The 606-nt window shown below is 45.4% G+C and carries 1 protein-coding gene; it reads left to right on the plus strand.

Annotated features, from left to right (window positions below; translation table 11 throughout):
* The coding region (locus R8O11_RS29300) for a DEAD/DEAH box helicase family protein (protein ID WP_318195134.1) at positions 1 to 606 on the plus strand (606 nt) is incomplete at both ends.

The raw sequence follows: 606 nt of genomic DNA on the forward strand, positions 1-606 counted from the left end.
TACCTCTTTACTCAGCAAAGAGCGTTTGTCCTTTGTTCTACGCTATGCATTGGTCTACGTATCAGAGAGTGATGGCCTGCAAAAACACATCATGCGCTACCCACAGATGTTTGCGACCAAAGCTATTGAGCGAAAGCTAAACGAAGGGGTTCGTAAAGGGATTATTTGGCATACCCAAGGAAGTGGTAAAACTGCGTTAACCTATTACAACGTTGGGTTCTTAACGGACTACTTCCAAAAACGAGAGATCATTCCAAAGTTCTATTTTATCGTCGATAGACTAGACTTGCTGCAACAAGCACAGCGAGAGTTCACTGCACGCGGCTTGATTGTTCATACCATAAACTCCCGTGAAGCGTTCACACGTGACATCAAAGCCACACAAGTGATTCACAACCACTCAGGCAAAGCCGAAATAACCGTCGTCAACATTCAGAAGTTTAAAGATGACCCCGACGTTATTTCAACGCAAGACTATAACGTCACCATCCAACGTGTTTACTTCCTGGATGAGGTTCACCGCAGTTACAACCCGAAAGGTAGCTTTCTGGCCAACCTGACTCAGTCTGATACCAACGCTATCAAGATAGGCTTAACGGGTACGCC

The organism is Vibrio sp. 1288, from assembly GCF_033344475.1.